This is a genomic window from Synechococcus elongatus PCC 11801, from assembly GCF_003846445.2.
Classification (GTDB): domain Bacteria; phylum Cyanobacteriota; class Cyanobacteriia; order Synechococcales; family Synechococcaceae; genus Synechococcus; species Synechococcus elongatus_A.
In genome coordinates, this window is sequence record NZ_CP030139.2 from 1,560,274 (window position 1) to 1,578,606 (window position 18,333).

Below are 18,333 nucleotides of genomic sequence, written 5' to 3' on the forward strand. Positions count from 1 at the left end.
ACTGACTTGTTTGGTGCAGAAGCATGGTTGATTACGTCATTCAGGATTGGCAGGGCCAAACCGCAGGCAACATCACGGTTGATTTGCGGGCTGCGAAAGAAGAAAGTGCTGCGGCGATCGTGCACCGCGCCTTGATCCGTCAATTGGCCAACGCACGACAAGGCAACCACTCCAGCAAAACCCGCTCGGAAGTGCGGGGGGGTGGCCGTAAGCCTTGGAAACAAAAAGGAACAGGGCGTGCTCGCGCTGGTTCAATTCGTTCTCCCCTCTGGCGGGGTGGCGGGGTTATCTTCGGACCCAAGCCCCGCGACTACAGCATCAAAATGAACCGCAAAGAGCGTCGTTTGGCGCTGCGGACTGCTTTGGTGAGCCGGAGTGCGGATCTGGTGGTCGTCCAAGAGTTTGCCGACCAAATCAGCCGTCCCAAAACGAAAGATGTGGTTGAAGCCTTGACCCGTTGGGGTGTTGAGCCTGGCGTCAAAGTTCTATTGATCACTGCCGAGCGCGACCAAAACGTCGAGCTGTCAGTGCGCAACTTGTCCAACGTCAAGCTGATCACGGCAACCAATCTCAACGTCTTTGATCTGCTCAATGCAGATCGAATTGTCAGCACCAGTGCAGCGCTGGAGAAGATTCAGGAGGTCTACGGTGGCTGAAGCGAATATTCGTGCACTCGCGGACATCATCCGTCGTCCGATCATCACTGAGAAAGCGACCCGGCTACTGGAAAACAATCAGTACACCTTTGAGGTCGATCCCCGTGCTAGCAAGCCTGAAATCAAGGCTGCGATCGAAGCCCTCTTCCAAGTCAAAGTGGTGGGTCTGAGCACACAGTTGCCACCGCGCAAAGCTCGTCGTGTGGGCCGTTTTGCTGGGCACCGTGCCCAAGTCAAGCGGGCGGTTGCTCGTTTGGCTGACGGCGATAGCATCACGCTCTTCCCCGAAGTTTGAGTCGTCGCAAGTAGGAAATCACCAAGATTATGGGAATCCGAGCCTTTCGGCCTTACACACCGGGAACCCGCGAACGCGTCGTCTCTGACTACGCTGAAATTACGCGCAACGAGCCTGAAAAGTCGCTGCTGGTTTCCAAGCATCGGCGTAAGGGTCGCAACAACCGCGGTGTGATCACCTGCCGTCACCGGGGCGGCGGTCATAAACGTCTCTATCGCATCATTGACTTCAAGCGCGATAAGCGAAATATCGCCGGCAAAATTGTTTCGGTCGAATACGACCCGAACCGTAACGCCCGTATTTCGCTGGTCTATTACGAAGATGGCGAAAAACGCTACATCCTGACTCCAGCGGGCGTCCAAGTGGGCACCACGATCATCGCTGGTGAGGATGCACCCTTTGAAGTGGGCAATGCTTTGCCTCTGCAGAACATCCCTCTGGGTACGACTGTCCACAACGTGGAATTGGTTGCAGGTAAAGGCGGCCAAATTGTTCGTGCGGCAGGTGCTTCGGCTCAAGTAGTTGCGAAAGAAGGCAACTATGTGGCCCTCAAGCTTCCCTCGACTGAGGTGCGCTTGGTTCGCAAAGAGTGCTACGCCACGATTGGTGCTGTTGGCAACGCTGAAGTCCGTAATACCAGCTTGGGCAAAGCGGGCCGCAAACGTTGGCTGGGCCGTCGTCCGGAAGTTCGCGGTAGCGTCATGAACCCGGTGGATCACCCCCACGGTGGTGGTGAAGGTCGGGCTCCGATCGGTCGCAGTGGCCCGGTCACCCCTTGGGGCAAACCAGCTCTGGGTCGGAAAACACGGAAGAAGAACAAGCAGAGCGATCGCCTGATTCAGCGTCGTCGCCGCAAGTCTTCCAAACGGGGTCGCGGTGGTCGCGACGCGTAAGGCTTCTGCTATTCACGGACGGAGTTGAATTATGGCTCGCTCACTCAAAAAAGGTCCTTTTGTCGCAGACCATCTGCTGCGCAAAGTCGAAAAACTGAATGCTAAAGGCGACAAGCAAGTCATCAAGACTTGGTCGCGCGCCTCGACCATTCTTCCGCAGATGATCGGTCACACCATTGCGGTGCATAACGGTCGTCAACATGTGCCGGTCTATGTCACCGAGCAGATGGTGGGTCACAAACTGGGTGAATTCGCCCCGACCCGCACCTTCCGCGGTCATACCAAGGATAAGAAAGCCGGTCGTTGAGATTTCTGAGATAGATCCATGGCTGTAGATACTGCAAACGAAGTCAAGGCGATCGCCCGCTATATCCGCATGTCACCCAGCAAGGTGCGTCGGGTGCTCGATCAGCTGCGCGGACGTTCGTACCGCGAGGCACTGATCTTGCTGGAGTTCATGCCTTACAAGTCCTGTGAACCGATCCTGAAGGTTCTGCGCTCGGCAGTTGCCAACGCTGAACACAATCAGGGTCTTGATCCCACCCAGTTGGTGATCAGTCAGGCCTACGCTGACATGGGGCCGTCCCTGAAGCGTTTCCGGCCTCGGGCACAAGGTCGTGCTTACCAAATCCGCAAGCAGACCTGCCACATCACGATTGCTGTGGCCCCGCAAGTCTAGGACGCGAACAGAGAGGGAATACCTGTGGGACAAAAGATTAATCCAGTCGGATTCCGCCTCGGCGTCACCCAAGAGCACCGCTCGCGTTGGTTCGCCGACCCCAACCGTTATCCGCAACTGCTGCAAGAAGATAAGAAAATCCGCGACTACGTTCGCAAGAACCTCAGCAATGCCGGTATCGCCGACATTCGGGTGGAACGGAAAGCTGATCAGGTTGAGCTGGAAATTCGTACGGCTCGCCCTGGCGTGGTCGTCGGCCGTGGTGGTGCCGGTATCGACACCTTGCGTGAAGGTCTGCAAGCGCTGCTGAAAGATCCCAGCCGTCAAATCCGGATCAACGTCATCGAAGTTGAGCGGGTTGATGCTGACGCAGCTTTGCTGGGCGAATACATCGCTCAACAGCTCGAGCGTCGGGTTGCCTTCCGCCGCTGTGTACGCCAAGCCATTCAACGGGCTCAGCGTGCTGGTGTCCAAGGCATCAAGATTCAAGTGGCTGGCCGCTTGAACGGGGCTGAGATTGCTCGGACCGAATGGACGCGTGAAGGTCGAGTGCCGCTGCACACGCTGCGGGCGGACATTGACTACGCCTACACCACGGCCACCACGACCTACGGGATTCTGGGAATCAAGGTTTGGGTCTTCCGGGGTGAAATCATCCCAGGTCAAGAAGACGCAGCTCCCAGCAACGTCGGTCAGCCGCGTCGTCGCAACCAACAGCGCCGTCGCCAGCAGTTTGAAGATCGCTCTAACGAAGGTTAAGAGTCACCATGCTCAGTCCACGTCGTACCAAATTCCGGAAGCAGCAACGTGGCCGCATGACCGGCAAAGCGACGCGCGGGAATACTCTCGCCTTCGGTAACTTCGGTCTGCAGGCGCTGGAATGCTCCTGGATCACGGCTCGCCAAATTGAGGCTAGCCGTCGTGCCATGACCCGCTACACCCGCCGGGGCGGCAAAATCTGGATTCGGATTTTCCCCGATAAGCCAATCACGATGCGCCCTGCTGAAACCCGGATGGGTTCTGGTAAAGGCAACCCCGAATTCTGGGTGGCGGTGGTTAAACCCGGCCGCATCCTCTTTGAAATTGGGGGCGAGGTTGCTGAAGAGACGGCTCGTGAAGCAATGCGTCTGGCTTCTCACAAGCTGCCGATCAAAACCAAGTTCATCACTCGCGACAGCGAAGCTCAGGAGGCGTAGAGATGGCTCTGCCGAAGATTGAGGACGTGCGGAATCTCAGTGACGCCGACCTCGCTGAAAAAATTGCCGAAGCCAAACGGGAGCTGTTTGATCTCCGTTTTCAACGGGCGACCCGGCAACTTGAAAAGCCCCATCTTTTCAAACACACCAAACATCGTCTGGCTCAGCTGCTCACCATCGAACGTGAGCGCCAATAGGGTCGGAGTCATCTAAGCGAGAGTTCAGGTTGCTATGGCAGTCAAAGAACGCGTGGGCACCGTCGTCAGCGACAAGATGGATAAAACCGTCGTTGTGGCTGTCGAAGACCGTACCGCCCACCCCAAATACGGAAAGATCGTTGTTCGGACGAAGCGCTACAAGGCGCATGATGAGGACAATCGCGCCAAGACTGGCGATCGCGTCCGCATTCAGGAAACCCGTCCGCTGAGCCGCACCAAGCGCTGGACTGTGGCTGAGATTCTCGAAAGCGTCGGTGCCTGAGGAAGCCATCCATGATTCAGCAGGAAACCTATCTCAACGTTGCCGATAACAGTGGCGCTCGGAAGCTGATGTGCATCCGCGTCCTGGGCAGCAACCGCCGCTATGCCGGCGTCGGCGATGTGATTATCGCCGTGGTCAAGGATGCTCTCCCCAACATGCCGGTCAAAAAATCGGACGTGGTGCGGGCTGTAATCGTCCGGACGAAAAAAAGCTTGCGGCGCGATAGCGGCAACGTCATCCGTTTCGATGACAACGCAGCGGTGATCATCAATGCCGATGGCAACCCTCGTGGTACGCGGGTCTTTGGCCCCGTGGCTCGGGAGCTGCGCGATCGCAACTTCACCAAAATTGTTTCGCTTGCTCCGGAGGTGATCTAATGGCTGTTCAAAAGCCAGTTCGCCACAAAGTTCACGTCAAAAAAGGTGACACCGTTCAGGTGATTGCCGGCAAAGACAAAGGCACCGTGGGCGAAGTGCTCCAGGTCTTCCCAAAAACTAGCCGTGTGTTGGTCAAGGGCGTCAACCTGCGCACCAAACACGTCAAGCCTCGCCAAGAAGGGGAGTCTGGCCAAATCGTGGTTGAGGAAGCCTCGATTCACAGCTCCAACGTGCAGCTCTACTCCACCGCTCAAAAAGTGGCGAGCCGAGTGGCCTACACCTTCACGGAAGACGGTCGGAAAGTGCGCAAGCTCAAAAAGACCGGCGAAATCATCGATTGATTCACCAGTCCCTGACCCAGCCCAGGGAAATGAGAGTTTTCTATGTCCCTCAAAACCAAGTACCGAGACATCATCGTTCCGAAATTGATGAAGGAGTTCGGCTACACGAACATTCATCAAGTTCCCAAAGTTGTCAAAGTGACGATTAACCGTGGCTTGGGCGAAGCAGCCCAGAATGCCAAGGCGTTAGAGTCCTCCCTCGCTGAAGTTGCTAAGATCGCTGGTCAAAAGCCAGTTGTCACTCGGGCGAAAAAAGCGATCGCAGGCTTCAAGATTCGTGCTGGCATGCCTGTCGGCTTGATGGTGACCTTGCGGGGCGATCGTCGCGATGCGTTCCTCGAACGGTTGATCAATCTGGCCCTGCCGCGAATTCGTGACTTTCGTGGCATCAGCCCCCGTAGCTTTGACGGGCGTGGGAACTACACCCTTGGTCTGCGCGAGCAGCTGATCTTTCCCGAGATCACTTACGACAGCATCGACCAGATCCGCGGCATGGACATCACCATTGTCACCAGTGCCAACAGCGACGAAGAAGGCCGTGCGCTGCTGCGTGAGCTGGGCATGCCCTTCCGGGAGAACTAAGAGGCACTTCCAAGCGAAGAGGAAATTATGGCGGTCAACGATCCGATTGCAGATATGCTGACGCGCATCCGGAATGCCAGCGAAGCGCGCCACGCGACCACCGTGGTGCCCGCATCCCGGCTTGCTCGCAGTATTGCTGAAGTGCTCAAGCGCGAAGGCTTCATCGCTGACTTTGAAGAAAGCGGCGAAGGCGTTCAACGTCACCTTGTGCTGAGCCTGAAATACAAGGGCAAAAATCAGCAGCCCATCATCAAAGCCCTCAAGCGGGTCAGCAAACCCGGCTTGCGAGTTTATTCCAACCGTCGTGACCTACCGCGCGTTTTGGGCGGTATTGGCATCGCGATTATCTCCACTTCCCAAGGCATCATGACGGACCGAGATGCTCGGCGTCAGGGAGTGGGTGGCGAAGTGCTCTGCTACGTCTGGTAGTCGACCGGTTGTCGGAGTCCCCACAGGAGCAGTCCAGTGTCTCGTATTGGTAAACGTCCCATCCCTATCCCCGCGAAGGTCAGCGTGGCGATCGACGGTCGTTTGGTGTCTGTCAAAGGCCCCAAAGGCGAACTGAGTCGCGAGCTACCCAGCGGCGTTGTCGTGACTCAAGAAGACGGCAACATCATCGTGTCGCGCGCCGATGAATCGCGCCTTGCCCGCCAACGTCACGGCCTGAGCCGGACGCTGGTTGCCAACTTGGTTGAGGGCGTCGATGCCGGCTTCCAAAAGCGCTTGGAAATCATCGGTGTTGGTTACCGGGCCCAAGTTCAAGGCAAGACCTTGGTCTTGAATGTCGGCTACAGCAACCCTGTGCAAATTGAACCGCCCGATGGCATTCAGTTTGCAGTCGAGAACAACACCAACGTGATTGTTAGCGGCATTAGTAAAGAAGTCGTGGGTAACACGGCTGCCCGCATCCGCGCCGTGCGGCCCCCTGAACCCTACAAGGGTAAAGGGATTCGCTATGCAGGCGAGGTTGTCCTCCGTAAGGCTGGCAAGACAGGTAAGAAGTGATGAAAGTAAGTCGTCGCGAATCCACCCGTCGCAGACACCGCCGTGTTCGCCGCACGATTGTCGGCACGCCGGCTCGTCCGCGTCTGTCGGTGTTTCGCTCCAACAACCACATCTATGCGCAAGTGATCGACGATGCTGCGGGCCACACGTTGGCTGCTGCATCCAGTCTCGATCCGGATCTGCGCCAAGCATTGACGTCTGGTGGCAACCAGCAAGCTTCGGCAGCCGTCGGCAAGCTGATTGCCGAACGGGCTCAAGCCAAAGGCGTTACGACTGTCGTGTTCGATCGCGGCGGCAACCTTTACCATGGTCGCGTCAAGGCTTTGGCCGAGGCGGCCCGCGAAGCTGGACTGGAGTTCTAGGTGATGGCTGAAGAGAAAGACAAGAAGCAGTCTTCCCGTCGGCGCAGCAATCGTCGCACCGAGAAGGAAAGCGAGTGGCAAGAGCGGGTGGTTCAAATCCGCCGTGTCACCAAGGTCGTCAAGGGTGGTAAGAAACTCAGCTTCCGGGCGATCGTGATCGTTGGTAACGAGCGCGGTCAAGTGGGTGTTGGTGTGGGCAAAGCCAGCGACGTGATCGGTGCTGTCCGTAAGGGCGTGGCCGATGGCAAAAAACACCTCGTCAGCGTGCCCTTGACCCGTGATCAGTCCATTCCTCACCCCAGCACTGGGGAAGGCGGGGCTGCTCAAGTCCTGATCCGTCCTGCAGCGCCTGGTACTGGTGTAATTGCCGGTGGTGCTGTCCGGACTGTCTTGGAGCTGGCTGGCGTCAAAAACGTGTTGGCGAAACGCTTGGGTTCCAAGAGTCCGCTCAACAACGCCCGTGCTGCTTTGGAAGCCCTGTCTAGCCTACGGACCTTCCAAGAGGTTGCTCAATCCCGCGATATCCCGGTTGAGCAGCTGTACTAGGCCGTTTTCTTTGCTCTTGGTTTCAAGGTGATGGTTCATGAAACTCGATAATCTCGCTCCGCAACCGGGAGCGAAAAAGCGTAAGCGCCGAGTGGGCCGGGGCATTGCCGCTGGCCAAGGCGCAAGCTGTGGTTTCGGGATGCGTGGTCAAAAGTCGCGCTCGGGTCGTCCGACTCGGCCTGGCTTTGAAGGGGGCCAAATGCCTCTTTACCGCCGCGTGCCCAAGCTGAAGCACTTCCCGCTGGTCAACCGCAAGTCTTACACGGTGGTTAACGTCGGTGCGTTGGCTGATTTGGCCGCTGGCACTGAAGTCACTCTGGACAGCTTGATGGCTGCCGGGATTGTGACCCAGAACGATGGCCCGCTCAAGATTTTGGGTGATGGCGATCTCGCCGTGAAGCTCTCGGTGACTGCTGCAGCCTTCACCGCAACCGCTCGCCAAAAAATTGAAGCGGCGGGTGGCAGCTTCACCATTGCTTGAATCAGCGATCGCTGATTCCGTGACCGAAAGGTTACGTCAGATGGGGGCAGTCACCTGCCCCTCTTCTGTTGTTTAAGCTGGCTTTAGCTCGGGGCCTTCGTGTCCCCTTCGGAGTATTGCTATGGTCGTCAGTCGCGGGAAGACTCCCAACGCCCAAGAAACCTTTTTACAAATGGCTCAGGCCTCAGGTTTGAGAGGGCGAATTCTGATCACAGTGGGCCTGTTGATTCTGTGCCGACTGGGTATTTTTATTCCTGTTCCCGGCATCGATCGGGTTGCGTTCAGCAATGATCTGCAGGGGAATGCCAACTTAGGCGGCGTGATCGGCTTTCTCGATATTTTTTCGGGGGGTGGCCTGTCCGCCTTGGGTGTTTTTGCTCTTGGGATTTTGCCCTACATCAACGCCTCGATTATTTTGCAGTTGCTGACGGCGGCGGTTCCGGCGCTGGAAGATTTGCAGAAAAACGAGGGCGAAGCTGGACGGCGCAAAATTGCACAGTTGACGCGCTACGTCTCGCTCGGCTGGGCCTTGCTCCAGAGCATTGTGATTGCCGTCTGGGTAACCCGCTACGCAGTGACACCGGGGCCGCTGTTCACGATTCAAACAGCGCTGGCCTTGGTGGCTGGTTCCATGTTTGTGATGTGGATCAGTGAGCTGATCACCGAACGCGGTATCGGGAATGGCGCTTCACTACTGATCTTCCTCAATATCGTGGCGACCCTGCCGCGCTCGCTGCAGCAGACTTTGGAGCTAGCCCAGAGCGGCGATCGCAGCACCGTGGGTGGCATTGTCATTCTGCTTATCGTCTTCCTCGCAACAATTGTCGGCATCGTCTTTGTCCAAGAAGGGACAAGAAGAATTCCGGTTGTTTCGGCGCGTCGGCAGGTGGGCAATCGGGTCTACAGCGAGCGCAGTAGCTACCTGCCGTTGCGGCTGAATCAAGGTGGCGTCATGCCAATCATCTTCGCCTCGGCGATTTTGGTCCTGCCGTTCTCCTTGGCTAACTTCACCAGCAATGAAGTGGTGCTACGGATTGCCAACTACCTCAGCCCCAACGGTCCAACACCCTGGCTCTATGCCCTCTTCTACTTGGTGTTGATTGTGGCGTTTAGCTATTTCTATTCGTCCCTGATCCTCAACCCTGTGGACTTGGCGCAGAACCTCAAAAAAATGGGGTCAAGCATCCCTGGCGTTCGTCCTGGTCGGGCAACCAGCCAGTATGTCCAGGGCGTCCTCAATCGCCTGACGATCTTGGGGGCAGTGTTCTTGGGCCTAGTGGCCATCATCCCCACTGCGGTGGAAGGTGCGACTCGGATTCGGACCTTCCAAGGTTTTGGTGCAACCTCGCTGCTGATCTTGGTTGGTGTCGCGATCGACACGGCTAAGCAGGTGCAAACCTACGTGATCTCGCAGCGCTATGAAGGAATGGTGAAAGACTAGTGACGCGACTCATTTTTCTCGGACCACCCGGAGCTGGCAAAGGCACACAGGCGGTTGTTGTAGCTGGGAAGCTACAACTGGCCCATATCTCAACGGGCGATCTGCTGCGGGCCGCCGTTGCTCAGCAAACCCCTCTAGGGGTTGAAGCTCAGGGCTATATGGATCGAGGTGAGCTGGTTCCAGACTCCTTGGTTCTTGGCCTTGTGCGCGATCGCCTTCAGCAACCAGATACGGCCAATGGCTGGATCTTGGATGGTTTCCCGCGCAACCGTAGCCAAGCTGAAGACCTCAATGCGCTGCTGGCTGAGATCGATCAACAGATCAATCAGGCCGTCAATCTCGATGTTCCCGATCCGGTGATCATCGAGCGAATGCTGGCTCGGGGCCGCGCTGATGACAATGAGGCGGTGATTCGTCGTCGCCTCGAGGTCTACCGCGAGCAAACAGCACCGCTGATCAACTTCTTCCGCGATCGCCAACAACTCCTTGAGATTGATGGCAATGCCGCCGTTGAAGTGGTCACCGATCGCTTGGTCAGCGCGCTACAGGTTACGGCCTAAGCGACGACCACCCTACCCAGCCTTGTCGAACTGTGGTAGTATCAAAACTTTGGAGTCTTGCCGAATACTGGCATGAAAGTAAGAGCTTCTGTTCGCAAAATCTGCGAAAAATGCCGCGTCATCAAACGTCGCGGTCGCGTCATGGTCATCTGCAGTAACCCCAAGCATAAGCAACGCCAAGGCTAGGCGATCGCTCGCTCCCCGTTCGCGAGTGCCCTGCTGTTGGCTTCTGCTATCGGAGCTTCAGACCAGACTATCCTCAGGCGATTCGCGCCTGTCAGCATCATCAACTTTTGCATTGTTTTACCTCACGAGTAGCCAAAGATAGGGAGTAGAGAGCGTGGCACGGATTGCTGGCGTGGATCTGCCCCGCGACAAGCGGGCTGAGATCGGCCTTACCTATATCTACGGAATTGGTCCGACTCGGGCCAAAGAAATTCTCGCCAAAACTGGCGTGAGCCCGGATACCCGCATCAAGGATCTCAACGATTCTGAAGTTGCGGCTCTCCGCCAAGTGGTCGAGAACGATTACCAGGTCGAAGGCGATCTGCGCCGTTTGGAAGCCATGAGCATCAAGCGCCTCATGGACATTGGCACTGTTCGCGGTCGTCGCCATCGGGCTGGTTTGCCGGTACGGGGTCAACGGACTCGGACCAATGCCCGGACTCGCCGGGGTGCTCGTAAGACCGTCGCTGGTAAGAAGAAAGCGACCCGTTAAGGTCTTTCATCCCTCTGCTGTTGAGCATTCTGCTCATCAGCTTTTTGTCTTGCTCAGACGAGGTTTACTATGGCTCGCCCCACTAAAAAATCAGGGCCCCGCAAACAGAAGCGCAACGTTCCTAGCGGTGTCGCCCACATCCAATCCACTTTCAACAACACGATCGTTTCGATCGCTGACCCCACTGGCGAAGTCATCTCTTGGGCTTCTGCTGGTTCCAGCGGTTTCAAAGGCGCAAAGAAAGGCACTCCCTTTGCAGCTCAAACTGCGGCAGAGGCTGCTGCCCGTCGCGCGATCGACCAAGGCATGCGCCAGCTTGAAGTGATGGTGAGTGGCCCTGGCTCCGGTCGTGAAACGGCGATTCGCGCCTTGCAGAGCGCTGGTTTAGAAATCACTCTAATCCGCGACGTGACGCCGATTCCTCACAACGGCTGCCGTCCGCCCAAGCGTCGTCGCGTCTAGATCGCGATCGCTCCGTCTGCATTTCGAGATCCCCGAGGAACCCCTGTGACATTTCAAGTCGAATGCGTCGAGAGCCGCACTGAAGCCGACCAAGGGCAATATGGCCGCTTTTCCATCGAGCCTCTGGCTCGTGGACAAGGCACAACGGTTGGCAATGCGCTCCGGCGTGTGTTGCTCTCCAACCTAGAAGGAACAGCCGTCACAGCTGTTCGGATTGGTGGTGTCAACCACGAATTCGCGACCATCCCTGGCGTTCGTGAAGATGTCCTCGACATCTTGCTCAACGTCCGTGAGTTGGTTGTGCATGCCCACAGTCCTCAGCCCCAGATTGGTCGGCTGCGGGTAGTGGGTCCGGCAACCGTTACGGCTGCTGATGTGGACTTTGGCCCCGAAGTTGAAGTCATCAACCCTAACCACTACATTGCTTCGCTCTCTGAAGGTGCCACCTTGGAGATGGAGCTGAAAGTGGAGTGGGGAACGGGCTACCGTGCCATCGATCGCAGCCATGACGAAACGACCGCCCTAGACTTTTTGCAGCTGGATGCTGTGTTCATGCCGGTTCGCCGGGTGAACTACAGCGTTGAAGATGCGCGTGTCGGGGAATCCACCGCCATTGATCGCCTCGTCCTTGAGGTTTGGACCAATGGCAGCATCTCGCCCCAAGAAGCCCTGAGCCAAGCGGCTTCTTGCTTGGTTGCGCTGTTTGAGCCGTTGAAAAACGTCAGTGTCGGCAGCACCCATACTGTTGATCCTGAGCCCACTCCCGAAAGCCAAACGCCGATCGAAGATCTGCAACTTTCGGTTCGGGCTTACAACTGCCTGAAGCGGGCGCAAGTGAACTCCGTTGCTGACTTGCTGAGCTACACCTACGAAGATCTGTTGGAGATCAAGAACTTTGGCCAGAAGTCGGCTGAAGAGGTGGTCGAGGCTCTCGAGCGCATCGGCATTAAGCTTCAGGAATCGAAAGTTTCCTGAGTCTGTCCGTCTGTTTTGCGAACACGGTTTCTCCCATGCGTCATCGTTGTAATGTCCCCCAGCTGGGCCGCCCAGCTGACCAGCGCAAAGCTCTGTTGCGCTCTCTGACCACCGAAATCATTCGGAACGGTACGGTTACGACCACCAAGGCTCGTGCCAAAGCGGTCCGCTCTGAAGTTGAGCGGATGGTCACCTTGGCTAAAGACGGCAGCTTGGCTGCACGTCGCCAGGCCTTGGGCTATCTCTATGATAAACAGCTAGTTCACCTGCTGTTTGAACAAGCACCTGAGCGTTATGCTCAGCGCCAAGGTGGCTACACCCGCATCTTGCGGACTGTTCGTCGCCGTGGTGACAATGCTGAAATGGCCATCATTGAGTTGACTTAGTGATGGCGCTCGCAGAAGAACCCGCTCAAGAGCCTGAACTGCAGCGCATTGCGCTGGTGATTCAGTACTTGGGTCAAGGCTTCTGCGGCTGGCAGCGTCAACCGCGCCAGCGTTCCGTGCAGGGCGAGCTAGAAGCTGCGATCGCAGCGATCGTGGGCCATCCTGTTTCTGTTCAGTCTGCTGGCCGAACCGATACCGGTGTCCACGCTGCCGCTCAAGTAGCGCACTTCGAGACCACCAGCCCGATCCCAGCCCATCGCTGGCCTGCGGTTTTGAATGGACGTCTCGCCCCGGATCTCAACATTCGGGCTGCCGCTACGGTTCCTGCCAACTGGCATGCGCGCTTCAGCGCAAGCTATCGCCGCTACCGTTACACGATCTACACGGATTCCTGTCCAAACCTGTTTTTGAACTCCTATGTGTGGCACTACTACCAAGCGCCACTCTGCGAGCACCGAATGCAGGCTGCCCTTCAAACCCTTGTGGGACATCACCACCTCGCTGCTTTTCAGCGATCGGGTTCAAAACGACAGCATGCTTGGGTTCATGTTCAAGAAGCTTGGGCCCGGCGTCGGGACTCCTTAATTGAGATCGAAGTTCAGGCCAGCGGTTTCCTCTACGGCATGATTCGCCTCCTCGTCGGCTTGCTGGTGCAAGTTGGGGAAGGCAGTCACTCCCTAGAGTCGTTCACGGACATCTGGGTCAATCAGCGCCGCGATCGCGTGAGGCATGCTGCTCCTCCCCAAGGACTTTGCCTGCTGCGCATTGGCTATCCGGACTCCCCGTTTCCGGTAGACGCATGGTTTGATACCCAGCCGCTGTTCGTGCTCCCCGCATCCCGCAACGATTCAGAAGTTCTGAGTCCGTGCGCGGTTTCCCTTGGTTAATCCGAGTCTCTCCCCATGAACAAAACCTACCTCCCAAGCCAAGGCGCGATTGAGCGCAACTGGTACGTGGTGGATGCGGCCGATCAGCGTCTCGGTCGTCTAGCTACGGAAATTGCCCGTGTTCTACGCGGCAAACACAAACCGACCTACACCCCCCACATGGATACGGGCGACTTTGTCATCGTGATCAACGCTGACAAAGTGACGGTGACCGGTCGTAAAGCGTCCCAAAAGCTCTACCGTCGTCACTCGGGTCGTCCGGGCGGCATGAAGGTTGAAACCTTCGCTCACCTGCAGCAACGACTGCCTGAGCGCATCATCGAGCAAGCCGTCAAAGGGATGCTGCCGAAAAATGCTCTCGGTCGCCAACTCTTTACTAAGCTCAAGGTCTATCGCGGTGCAGAACACCCCCATCAGGCGCAAAAACCTGAGGTCTTGAGCATCCAAACCTTTGCTGGAGATGACAACTAATGACGGACTCTTCTGGACGCGTTGTTTACTGGGGCACCGGCCGTCGTAAAACGGCAGTTGCTCGGGTTCGCTTGGTGCCCGGTAGCGGCAAGTTGATCATCAATGGCCGCGAGGGTGATAACTACCTCAACTACAACCCGGCTTATCTGAACGCCACCCGTTTGCCCTTGGAAACGCTGGGCTTGGAAGGCGATTACGACATCCTGGCTAACGTCCATGGTGGTGGTCTGACCGGGCAAGCTGACGCGATTCGTTTGGGTGTGGCACGCGCCCTGTGCGAACTGGCCCCCGAGAACCGCAAGCCCCTGAAAGTTGAAGGCTTCCTGAGCCGTGACCCTCGCCGCAAAGAGCGGAAGAAATACGGTCTCAAAAAAGCTCGGAAAGCACCTCAGTTCTCCAAACGCTAATTTTTTATCCTTGTTCGTGAGGTCTACACGATGCCTAAAGCTGATATCCATCCGGAGTGGTACCCCGAAGCCAAGGTCTTCTGCAACGGCGAAGAGGTGATGACCGTGGGCTCAACCCAACCCGAGCTCCACGTCGATGTTTGGTCGGGTAATCACCCCTTCTACACCGGCACGCAGAAGATTATTGACACCGAAGGTCGGGTCGAGCGCTTCCTGCGCAAATACGGCATGCTCGAAGGCGACCAAGCCAAGAGCGAAGCCTAAATTCTGTCCGTGTAATGGGAAGCCCCAAATTGGGGCTTCCTTTGTTTTAGTGAGGGTGCGCGATCGCTGCACCTACTTGTTTTTGTCTCTGTGTGGCTGCCATGGCTGAGTCTTACCTCATTGAAAAGCTGCAATCGGTGGAGCAGACCTTTCAGGATTTGACCCGTCGGCTGGCCGATCCGGAAATTGCGACAGATCCCCGTGAGTTTCAACGGGTGGCACGGATGCGCTCCTCAATGGAGGAACTGGTTACCACCTACGAGGAATGGCAACGGCGGGATGCGGAACTGCGCGGAGCGCGGGAAATTCTGCGGGAAAGCAGCGGCGATCCGGAGCTGCGCGAGATGGCAGCGCTGGAAGTCAATGAGCTAGAAGAGCAACTTTCCAGTTTGGAAGAACGCCTCAAAATCCTGCTCTTGCCGCGCGACCCCAACGATGACAAGAACATCATGCTGGAGATCCGAGCAGGTACTGGCGGTGATGAAGCCGGTCTCTGGGCAGGTGATCTGCTGCGGATGTATAGCCGCTATGCCGAGTCCCAGGGCTGGCGCGTCAAACTGCTGAGCGAATCGACTGCGGAATTAGGCGGCTACAAAGAAGCGATTCTGGAAATCCAAGGTGAATCCGTCTATAGCAAGCTGAAATTTGAAGCGGGCGTGCACCGCGTGCAGCGTGTACCGGCGACGGAAGCGGGTGGCCGTGTCCATACCTCGACGGCAACTGTGGCAATCATGCCTGAAGTTGATGAAGTGGAAGTCTCAATCGATCCCAAGGATATTGAGCTAACAACGGCGCGATCGGGCGGGGCTGGTGGTCAGAACGTCAACAAGGTTGAAACGGCGGTTGACCTGTTCCACAAACCGACGGGGATCCGTATTTTCTGCACTGAAGAGCGATCGCAGCTGCAAAACCGTGAACGCGCGATGCAGATTTTGCGGGCCAAACTCTACGAACTGAAGCTGCAAGAGCAACAGGAAGCCGTGACTTCGCTGCGGCGATCGCAGGTGGGAACCGGTTCGCGATCGGAGAAAATTCGCACTTACAACTACAAAGATAATCGCGCTACGGATCACCGTCTGGGCTTGAACTTTACTCTGACTTCAGTGCTAGAAGGTGAGATCGACGAGGTAATCCAGGCTTGCATTAGCAAGGATCAAACCGAGCAGCTTGCCCAGCTCGCCCAAGATCAAGAAGTCGCGAAGGTCTAGGCCTAGTCGCCAGTTGAGTGCGTGAATCACTCAACTAAGCACCAATGACATACTTGCGCCACTCTTGATGACTGCCTTGGTTGAGGTAGCGAGAGATCTCAAAGTAAAGACTGCTGACTGGTTGGCGAGGGGTACTCATCAGGGGCATTCCCGCTTCCTTGGGAGTGCGATTGCCCTTGTGAACGTTACAGCGCATGCAGGCCGTAATCACGTTCTCCCAGGTATCGGCTCCCCCCCTCGATCGCGGCACGATGTGATCAAGGGTTAAATTCTCGCCGTGATAGCCGCAATACTGACAGGAATGGCCATCACGATGCAGGACATTACGACGGGTCAGTGGGATTTCGTTGTAGGGAATGCGGATGTATTGACGCAGTCGAATCACTGTGGGGAGTGGAAGATCGGGCAGGATCATTCGACCGTTGTGCTCTAAGCTTTCAGCCTTATCTTTCAAAAGCAAGATCACCGCTCGCCGCCAGCTCGTAATGTTGAGTGGCTCGTAGGAAGCGTTGAGCACTAAAACCTTGCCCATAGGGCTTGAATGGGCTTTTCAAAAGTTTGCCCAGATGGTAACACAACCTTCAGAAAGGCTTCGGCACCCTAGGGTCTGCTCAGTGTTTGGAAGCGATTAGGATGCAAGGTAGCTGTGGTGGTGAGTGACTGTGAAACCCATTGATCCCCAACATACTCACCGTTGGCCAACGCGACGGTTAGAACAACTTTCCTATCAGCGTGCTTGGGTCGAAATCGATCAGGGAGCGATCGCTGCTAACACCCGTCAGGTCCGCCAGCTCCTCGCACCCAACTGTGAATTGATGGCAGTTGTGAAAGCAGATGCCTATGGTCATGGCGCAGTTGCGATCGCCAGTACGGTTTTAGGCGCCGGAGCCACAGCGCTTGGTGTTGCCACCATCCCCGAAGGCGTGCGACTACGAGAAGCCGGGATCACCGCGCCGATCCTGCTGCTGGGGTCAATCCATAGCCCTGATGAGGTGCAGGCGATCGCCCAGTGGCAGATTCAACCCAGTCTCAGCACTCCCAAACAGGCTTTGATCTGCGCTGAAGTGTTGGAACGTTTGGGCCAGTCATTGCCTGTTCACCTCAAGTTGGACACGGGCATGGCTCGGTTGGGAGCGCCTTGGCAAACCGCACTGGAGTTTTTACAGCTCGTTCACAGCCTACCGGCTCTTCAGCCGGCTAGTTTGTACTCGCATTTTGCGACAGCAGATAGTCCAGACCTAGCGCCATTGCAGCAACAACATGCTGCTTTTAGGCAGGCGATCGCCCAAATCCGAGCCGCAGGATTGCCAGTTCCTAAGCTTCACATTGCCAACTCTGCGGCAGCCCTGCTCGATCGCAGTCTCCACTATGACCAAGTCCGTGTCGGGCTAGCGCTGTATGGTCTTTACCCGGCCCCGCACCTCAGCGATCGCCTGTCGTTGTATCCTGCGCTATCGGTGAAAGCACGGGTGACGCACGTCACGACCCTGCCCGCAGGCCAAGGCGTTAGCTACGGCCATCGCTACGTCACCCAGCGCGAAACTCCCATCGCAGTCGTCGGGATCGGTTATGCCGATGGCGTACCCCGTACCCTCTCCAATCAGATAAACGTGCTCTACCGCGGGCAGCGACTACCGCAAATTGGGGCGATCACCATGGATCAGATGATGATCGACATTTCGGCCATGCCCCAATTGGCACCGGGAGATGTTGTCACCCTGCTGGGGCGATCGGGATCAGAACAGATCACCGCCGAGGATTGGGCCGAGCGCGCCAACACGATTAGCTGGGAAATTCTCTGTGGCTTTAAAGATCGACTGCCGCGCTTTGCGGTCGCTACAGATTGGCCATCCAATCAAGTCAGTGTCAGGTCTTAACGCGGCGTGGAAGTTCTGCTACGATAGCGAAACCGCTTGGAGAGATGGCTGAGTGGTCGAAAGCAGCACATTGCTAATGTGCCGAGTCGTGTACGCGGCTCCGAGGGTTCGAATCCCTCTCTCTCCGTTGAATGAATCACCTTGTCATTAATGACAGTCTGCGATCGCAAAGATTGCAGTTTTGTTATGCAAGCCAGCGATCGCGATCGGGGTTTCTAGCCTAGAGGCAGCACTGGGCTAAAACCTGCATGAGTGGCAACTGCTGCGTCCTTCCCCAAATTGCCTCACCAGCAACCTTGCCGGTCTATCGCCTCTGTCCGCAGGGGAGTAACCGCTTTGCTATCTTGTTCGACCCAGAACAGGCAGGAGTCTCCTTGGTTGCCTGCTTTGAGATTTTTGATCCGGGCGGAGCGACGCCCCCGAATCTCCATGGCCGAGCGATCGAATTTTTCTATGTGATTGCGGGTGAAGGCGAAGCCTACTGCGATGGCAAACGCACCGCGATCGCGGCGGGTGACATGCTGCTGATTCCCGCAACGGGTCTGCACGAGATTCGCAATACCCATGAGGATCAACGCCTCTACGTGTTGACGCTGATGATCCCCAATGAGGCTTTCATTGAGCTGATTCGCGCTGGGGTGCCCGATCGCCTCGATGAGTCCGATCTGGCTGTGCTGCAGCAGTTACGCACGATTCCACGGATCCCATCCCCAGCCAGAGTGACCGCCGCGATCGCCTAACTGCACTCAACCAGTCGGATAGGATGCTGGAACAGCCCTTTTGA

At 56.6% G+C, this 18,333-nt stretch carries 32 protein-coding genes and 1 tRNA gene; 32 read left to right on the forward strand and 1 reads right to left on the reverse strand.

The genetic code is table 11. The features are described 5' to 3' along the window. The first annotated feature begins 23 nt into the window (after positions 1-23). The 29 genes from rplD (at position 24) to prfA (ending at position 15,672) form a co-directional block, all read left to right on the forward strand. On the forward strand, positions 24-656 hold the full coding sequence (gene rplD, locus DOP62_RS07535) for a 50S ribosomal protein L4 (protein WP_208675924.1): 633 nt from the start codon (positions 24-26) through the stop codon (positions 654-656). Beyond that, positions 649-951, forward strand: a complete 303-nt coding sequence (locus DOP62_RS07540; protein WP_011244177.1) for a 50S ribosomal protein L23 — start codon at positions 649-651, stop codon at positions 949-951. Before rplD ends, DOP62_RS07540 begins: the two co-directional genes overlap by 8 nt. A gap of 29 nt (positions 952-980) precedes the next feature. After that, entirely contained in the window at positions 981-1,844 is an 864-nt protein-coding gene (gene rplB / locus DOP62_RS07545) for a 50S ribosomal protein L2 (RefSeq protein WP_208675922.1), read from the forward strand. A 31-nt stretch (positions 1,845-1,875) separates the two neighbouring features. Beyond that, a complete protein-coding gene (rpsS, locus tag DOP62_RS07550; RefSeq protein WP_011244179.1) occupies positions 1,876-2,151 on the forward strand; it encodes a 30S ribosomal protein S19 in 276 nt (91 codons plus the stop codon). Between the two features lie 18 nt (positions 2,152-2,169). Further along, positions 2,170-2,523 (forward strand): 50S ribosomal protein L22, encoded by a 354-nt coding sequence (rplV, locus tag DOP62_RS07555; protein ID WP_011244180.1) that lies wholly within the window; start codon positions 2,170-2,172, stop codon positions 2,521-2,523. A 24-nt stretch (positions 2,524-2,547) separates the two neighbouring features. After that, positions 2,548-3,282, forward strand: coding sequence for a 30S ribosomal protein S3 (gene rpsC / locus DOP62_RS07560; RefSeq protein WP_208675919.1), 735 nt, complete (start codon positions 2,548-2,550; stop codon positions 3,280-3,282). An 8-nt stretch (positions 3,283-3,290) separates the two neighbouring features. Continuing rightward, on the forward strand, positions 3,291-3,719 hold the full coding sequence (rplP, locus tag DOP62_RS07565; RefSeq protein WP_208675917.1) for a 50S ribosomal protein L16: 429 nt from the start codon (positions 3,291-3,293) through the stop codon (positions 3,717-3,719). 2 nt (positions 3,720-3,721) lie between these two features. Next, on the forward strand, positions 3,722-3,916 hold the full coding sequence (rpmC, locus tag DOP62_RS07570; protein WP_208675915.1) for a 50S ribosomal protein L29: 195 nt from the start codon (positions 3,722-3,724) through the stop codon (positions 3,914-3,916). Between the two features lie 34 nt (positions 3,917-3,950). Beyond that, a complete protein-coding gene (gene rpsQ / locus DOP62_RS07575) occupies positions 3,951-4,199 on the forward strand; it encodes a 30S ribosomal protein S17 (RefSeq protein WP_208675913.1) in 249 nt (82 codons plus the stop codon). 11 nt (positions 4,200-4,210) lie between these two features. Next, entirely contained in the window at positions 4,211-4,576 is a 366-nt protein-coding gene (gene rplN / locus DOP62_RS07580; RefSeq protein ID WP_208675911.1) for a 50S ribosomal protein L14, read from the forward strand. Beyond that, positions 4,576-4,917, forward strand: a complete 342-nt coding sequence (gene rplX / locus DOP62_RS07585; RefSeq protein WP_208675910.1) for a 50S ribosomal protein L24 — start codon at positions 4,576-4,578, stop codon at positions 4,915-4,917. The genes rplN and rplX overlap by 1 nt, the downstream gene beginning before the upstream one ends. Before the next feature lie 42 nt (positions 4,918-4,959). Continuing rightward, positions 4,960-5,499, forward strand: coding sequence for a 50S ribosomal protein L5 (gene rplE / locus DOP62_RS07590; RefSeq protein ID WP_208675909.1), 540 nt, complete (start codon positions 4,960-4,962; stop codon positions 5,497-5,499). Between the two features lie 27 nt (positions 5,500-5,526). After that, on the forward strand, positions 5,527-5,928 hold the full coding sequence (rpsH, locus tag DOP62_RS07595) for a 30S ribosomal protein S8 (RefSeq protein ID WP_011244188.1): 402 nt from the start codon (positions 5,527-5,529) through the stop codon (positions 5,926-5,928). Between the two features lie 36 nt (positions 5,929-5,964). After that, positions 5,965-6,504, forward strand: a complete 540-nt coding sequence (rplF, locus tag DOP62_RS07600) for a 50S ribosomal protein L6 (RefSeq protein WP_208675908.1) — start codon at positions 5,965-5,967, stop codon at positions 6,502-6,504. Continuing rightward, complete coding sequence (gene rplR, locus DOP62_RS07605) at positions 6,504-6,866, forward strand: 50S ribosomal protein L18 (protein ID WP_208675907.1); 363 nt, start codon at positions 6,504-6,506, stop codon at positions 6,864-6,866. The genes rplF and rplR overlap by 1 nt, the downstream gene beginning before the upstream one ends. Positions 6,867-6,869: 3 nt before the next feature. Then, positions 6,870-7,412: a 30S ribosomal protein S5 gene (rpsE, locus tag DOP62_RS07610; protein ID WP_208675905.1), complete on the forward strand. Its 543-nt coding sequence runs from the start codon at positions 6,870-6,872 to the stop codon at positions 7,410-7,412. A 37-nt stretch (positions 7,413-7,449) separates the two neighbouring features. Next, the gene (gene rplO / locus DOP62_RS07615; protein WP_208675903.1) at positions 7,450-7,893 is read left to right on the forward strand and encodes a 50S ribosomal protein L15; all 444 of its coding nucleotides are present in this window, start codon (positions 7,450-7,452) and stop codon (positions 7,891-7,893) included. 121 nt (positions 7,894-8,014) lie between these two features. Continuing rightward, positions 8,015-9,334 carry a preprotein translocase subunit SecY gene (gene secY, locus DOP62_RS07620; protein ID WP_208675901.1) on the forward strand — a complete coding sequence of 440 codons (1,320 nt, stop codon included), beginning with the start codon at positions 8,015-8,017 and terminating at the stop codon, positions 9,332-9,334. Further along, complete coding sequence (locus DOP62_RS07625) at positions 9,334-9,894, forward strand: adenylate kinase (protein WP_208675899.1); 561 nt, start codon at positions 9,334-9,336, stop codon at positions 9,892-9,894. The genes secY and DOP62_RS07625 overlap by 1 nt, the downstream gene beginning before the upstream one ends. Positions 9,895-9,966: 72 nt before the next feature. Continuing rightward, entirely contained in the window at positions 9,967-10,080 is a 114-nt protein-coding gene (rpmJ, locus tag DOP62_RS07630; protein ID WP_208675896.1) for a 50S ribosomal protein L36, read from the forward strand. Positions 10,081-10,234: 154 nt separating this feature from the next. After that, complete coding sequence (gene rpsM / locus DOP62_RS07635; protein WP_011244196.1) at positions 10,235-10,612, forward strand: 30S ribosomal protein S13; 378 nt, start codon at positions 10,235-10,237, stop codon at positions 10,610-10,612. A 69-nt stretch (positions 10,613-10,681) separates the two neighbouring features. Further along, positions 10,682-11,074, forward strand: a complete 393-nt coding sequence (gene rpsK / locus DOP62_RS07640) for a 30S ribosomal protein S11 (RefSeq protein WP_208675894.1) — start codon at positions 10,682-10,684, stop codon at positions 11,072-11,074. A gap of 45 nt (positions 11,075-11,119) precedes the next feature. Further along, a complete protein-coding gene (locus DOP62_RS07645; RefSeq protein ID WP_208675892.1) occupies positions 11,120-12,049 on the forward strand; it encodes a DNA-directed RNA polymerase subunit alpha in 930 nt (309 codons plus the stop codon). Between the two features lie 35 nt (positions 12,050-12,084). Next, positions 12,085-12,435, forward strand: coding sequence for a 50S ribosomal protein L17 (gene rplQ, locus DOP62_RS07650; protein ID WP_208675890.1), 351 nt, complete (start codon positions 12,085-12,087; stop codon positions 12,433-12,435). A gap of 2 nt (positions 12,436-12,437) precedes the next feature. Further along, complete coding sequence (gene truA, locus DOP62_RS07655; protein WP_208675888.1) at positions 12,438-13,322, forward strand: tRNA pseudouridine(38-40) synthase TruA; 885 nt, start codon at positions 12,438-12,440, stop codon at positions 13,320-13,322. Positions 13,323-13,337: 15 nt separating this feature from the next. Further along, positions 13,338-13,793: a 50S ribosomal protein L13 gene (gene rplM, locus DOP62_RS07660; protein WP_208675886.1), complete on the forward strand. Its 456-nt coding sequence runs from the start codon at positions 13,338-13,340 to the stop codon at positions 13,791-13,793. Continuing rightward, a complete protein-coding gene (gene rpsI, locus DOP62_RS07665; RefSeq protein WP_208675884.1) occupies positions 13,793-14,200 on the forward strand; it encodes a 30S ribosomal protein S9 in 408 nt (135 codons plus the stop codon). The genes rplM and rpsI overlap by 1 nt, the downstream gene beginning before the upstream one ends. 30 nt (positions 14,201-14,230) lie before the next feature. Beyond that, positions 14,231-14,464 carry a 50S ribosomal protein L31 gene (rpmE, locus tag DOP62_RS07670; protein WP_208675882.1) on the forward strand — a complete coding sequence of 78 codons (234 nt, stop codon included), beginning with the start codon at positions 14,231-14,233 and terminating at the stop codon, positions 14,462-14,464. Between the two features lie 101 nt (positions 14,465-14,565). Further along, positions 14,566-15,672, forward strand: a complete 1,107-nt coding sequence (gene prfA, locus DOP62_RS07675) for a peptide chain release factor 1 (protein ID WP_208675880.1) — start codon at positions 14,566-14,568, stop codon at positions 15,670-15,672. Positions 15,673-15,706: 34 nt separating this feature from the next. Here prfA and DOP62_RS07680 read toward each other — a convergent pair whose 3' ends face one another. Beyond that, entirely contained in the window at positions 15,707-16,204 is a 498-nt protein-coding gene (locus DOP62_RS07680) for an HNH endonuclease (RefSeq protein WP_208675878.1), read from the reverse strand. Positions 16,205-16,328: 124 nt separating this feature from the next. Between DOP62_RS07680 and alr the strand changes: the two genes are divergently transcribed. The 3 genes from alr to DOP62_RS07695 all read left to right on the forward strand — a co-directional run bounded on the left by alr (position 16,329) and on the right by DOP62_RS07695 (position 18,289). Beyond that, positions 16,329-17,549 (forward strand): alanine racemase, encoded by a 1,221-nt coding sequence (gene alr / locus DOP62_RS07685; RefSeq protein WP_208675876.1) that lies wholly within the window; start codon positions 16,329-16,331, stop codon positions 17,547-17,549. Between the two features lie 38 nt (positions 17,550-17,587). After that, positions 17,588-17,676, forward strand: a tRNA-Ser gene (locus DOP62_RS07690). A 121-nt stretch (positions 17,677-17,797) separates the two neighbouring features. Further along, positions 17,798-18,289 (forward strand): cupin domain-containing protein, encoded by a 492-nt coding sequence (locus tag DOP62_RS07695; RefSeq protein ID WP_208675874.1) that lies wholly within the window; start codon positions 17,798-17,800, stop codon positions 18,287-18,289. Positions 18,290-18,333: the final 44 nt, after the last annotated feature.

What these genes read in the sequence shown, in the direction of transcription:
- rplD (WP_208675924.1), top strand. Translation starts at nt 24, where the DNA reads ATGGTTGATTACGTCATTCAGGATTGGCAGGGCCAAACCGCAGGCAAC.
- rplB (WP_208675922.1), top strand. Translation starts at nt 981, where the DNA reads ATGGGAATCCGAGCCTTTCGGCCTTACACACCGGGAACCCGCGAACGC.
- rpsS (WP_011244179.1), top strand. Translation starts at nt 1,876, where the DNA reads ATGGCTCGCTCACTCAAAAAAGGTCCTTTTGTCGCAGACCATCTGCTG.
- rplV (WP_011244180.1), top strand. Translation starts at nt 2,170, where the DNA reads ATGGCTGTAGATACTGCAAACGAAGTCAAGGCGATCGCCCGCTATATC.
- rplP (WP_208675917.1), top strand. Translation starts at nt 3,291, where the DNA reads ATGCTCAGTCCACGTCGTACCAAATTCCGGAAGCAGCAACGTGGCCGC.
- rpmC (WP_208675915.1), top strand. Translation starts at nt 3,722, where the DNA reads ATGGCTCTGCCGAAGATTGAGGACGTGCGGAATCTCAGTGACGCCGAC.
- rpsQ (WP_208675913.1), top strand. Translation starts at nt 3,951, where the DNA reads ATGGCAGTCAAAGAACGCGTGGGCACCGTCGTCAGCGACAAGATGGAT.
- rplN (WP_208675911.1), top strand. Translation starts at nt 4,211, where the DNA reads ATGATTCAGCAGGAAACCTATCTCAACGTTGCCGATAACAGTGGCGCT.
- rplX (WP_208675910.1), top strand. Translation starts at nt 4,576, where the DNA reads ATGGCTGTTCAAAAGCCAGTTCGCCACAAAGTTCACGTCAAAAAAGGT.
- rplE (WP_208675909.1), top strand. Translation starts at nt 4,960, where the DNA reads ATGTCCCTCAAAACCAAGTACCGAGACATCATCGTTCCGAAATTGATG.
- rpsH (WP_011244188.1), top strand. Translation starts at nt 5,527, where the DNA reads ATGGCGGTCAACGATCCGATTGCAGATATGCTGACGCGCATCCGGAAT.
- rplR (WP_208675907.1), top strand. Translation starts at nt 6,504, where the DNA reads ATGAAAGTAAGTCGTCGCGAATCCACCCGTCGCAGACACCGCCGTGTT.
- rpsE (WP_208675905.1), top strand. Translation starts at nt 6,870, where the DNA reads ATGGCTGAAGAGAAAGACAAGAAGCAGTCTTCCCGTCGGCGCAGCAAT.
- rplO (WP_208675903.1), top strand. Translation starts at nt 7,450, where the DNA reads ATGAAACTCGATAATCTCGCTCCGCAACCGGGAGCGAAAAAGCGTAAG.
- secY (WP_208675901.1), top strand. Translation starts at nt 8,015, where the DNA reads ATGGTCGTCAGTCGCGGGAAGACTCCCAACGCCCAAGAAACCTTTTTA.
- rpmJ (WP_208675896.1), top strand. Translation starts at nt 9,967, where the DNA reads ATGAAAGTAAGAGCTTCTGTTCGCAAAATCTGCGAAAAATGCCGCGTC.
- rpsK (WP_208675894.1), top strand. Translation starts at nt 10,682, where the DNA reads ATGGCTCGCCCCACTAAAAAATCAGGGCCCCGCAAACAGAAGCGCAAC.
- rplQ (WP_208675890.1), top strand. Translation starts at nt 12,085, where the DNA reads ATGCGTCATCGTTGTAATGTCCCCCAGCTGGGCCGCCCAGCTGACCAG.
- truA (WP_208675888.1), top strand. Translation starts at nt 12,438, where the DNA reads ATGGCGCTCGCAGAAGAACCCGCTCAAGAGCCTGAACTGCAGCGCATT.
- rplM (WP_208675886.1), top strand. Translation starts at nt 13,338, where the DNA reads ATGAACAAAACCTACCTCCCAAGCCAAGGCGCGATTGAGCGCAACTGG.
- rpsI (WP_208675884.1), top strand. Translation starts at nt 13,793, where the DNA reads ATGACGGACTCTTCTGGACGCGTTGTTTACTGGGGCACCGGCCGTCGT.
- rpmE (WP_208675882.1), top strand. Translation starts at nt 14,231, where the DNA reads ATGCCTAAAGCTGATATCCATCCGGAGTGGTACCCCGAAGCCAAGGTC.
- prfA (WP_208675880.1), top strand. Translation starts at nt 14,566, where the DNA reads ATGGCTGAGTCTTACCTCATTGAAAAGCTGCAATCGGTGGAGCAGACC.
- DOP62_RS07680 (WP_208675878.1), bottom strand. Translation starts at nt 16,204, where the DNA reads ATGGGCAAGGTTTTAGTGCTCAACGCTTCCTACGAGCCACTCAACATT.
- DOP62_RS07695 (WP_208675874.1), top strand. Translation starts at nt 17,798, where the DNA reads ATGAGTGGCAACTGCTGCGTCCTTCCCCAAATTGCCTCACCAGCAACC.